Source organism: Roseixanthobacter psychrophilus (genome assembly GCF_043195195.1).
Taxonomy (GTDB): domain Bacteria; phylum Pseudomonadota; class Alphaproteobacteria; order Rhizobiales; family Xanthobacteraceae; genus NCEH01.
Genome location: NZ_JBAFWT010000208.1, coordinates 1 through 361, shown reverse-complemented (window position 1 = coordinate 361; position 361 = coordinate 1). Strand labels below are relative to the sequence as shown.

Below are 361 nucleotides of genomic sequence, written 5' to 3'. Positions count from 1 at the left end.
CGCGCCGCCGGTCCATCCGTCGATCCAGGCGCGGAACCGCTCGAACAGCTCCTGCACGCGGTCGAAATTGGTCTGCCAGATGGTGGCGAGCAAGGTGCCCACGGCGCCGAACGCGCTCTGCAGGGCCGTGCCGATGGCGCTCGCGCCCTCGGACAGCGCCGCGCCCACCTTGGCCGGCCATCCCCGAATATTGGTGCCGAGCTGCGCGTCGAGCCAGTCGATGATGATGCTACCGGCCAGTGAGAGGATGCCGAGCACGGCCGAGCCGATGGTCTGGGCGCCGGAGAGCAGCGTCTGCAGCCCGGCCTGCATGCCGGTCCAATCGCCCGAAAATAACGCGCCGAAGAACTGCACGACGCCC

At 69.3% G+C, this 361-nt stretch carries 1 protein-coding gene; it reads right to left on the bottom strand.

The annotated features are described in order from the left end of the window. A partial coding sequence (locus tag V5F77_RS29225) for a hypothetical protein (RefSeq protein ID WP_429008530.1) occupies nt 1-361 on the bottom strand: 361 nt, incomplete at both ends.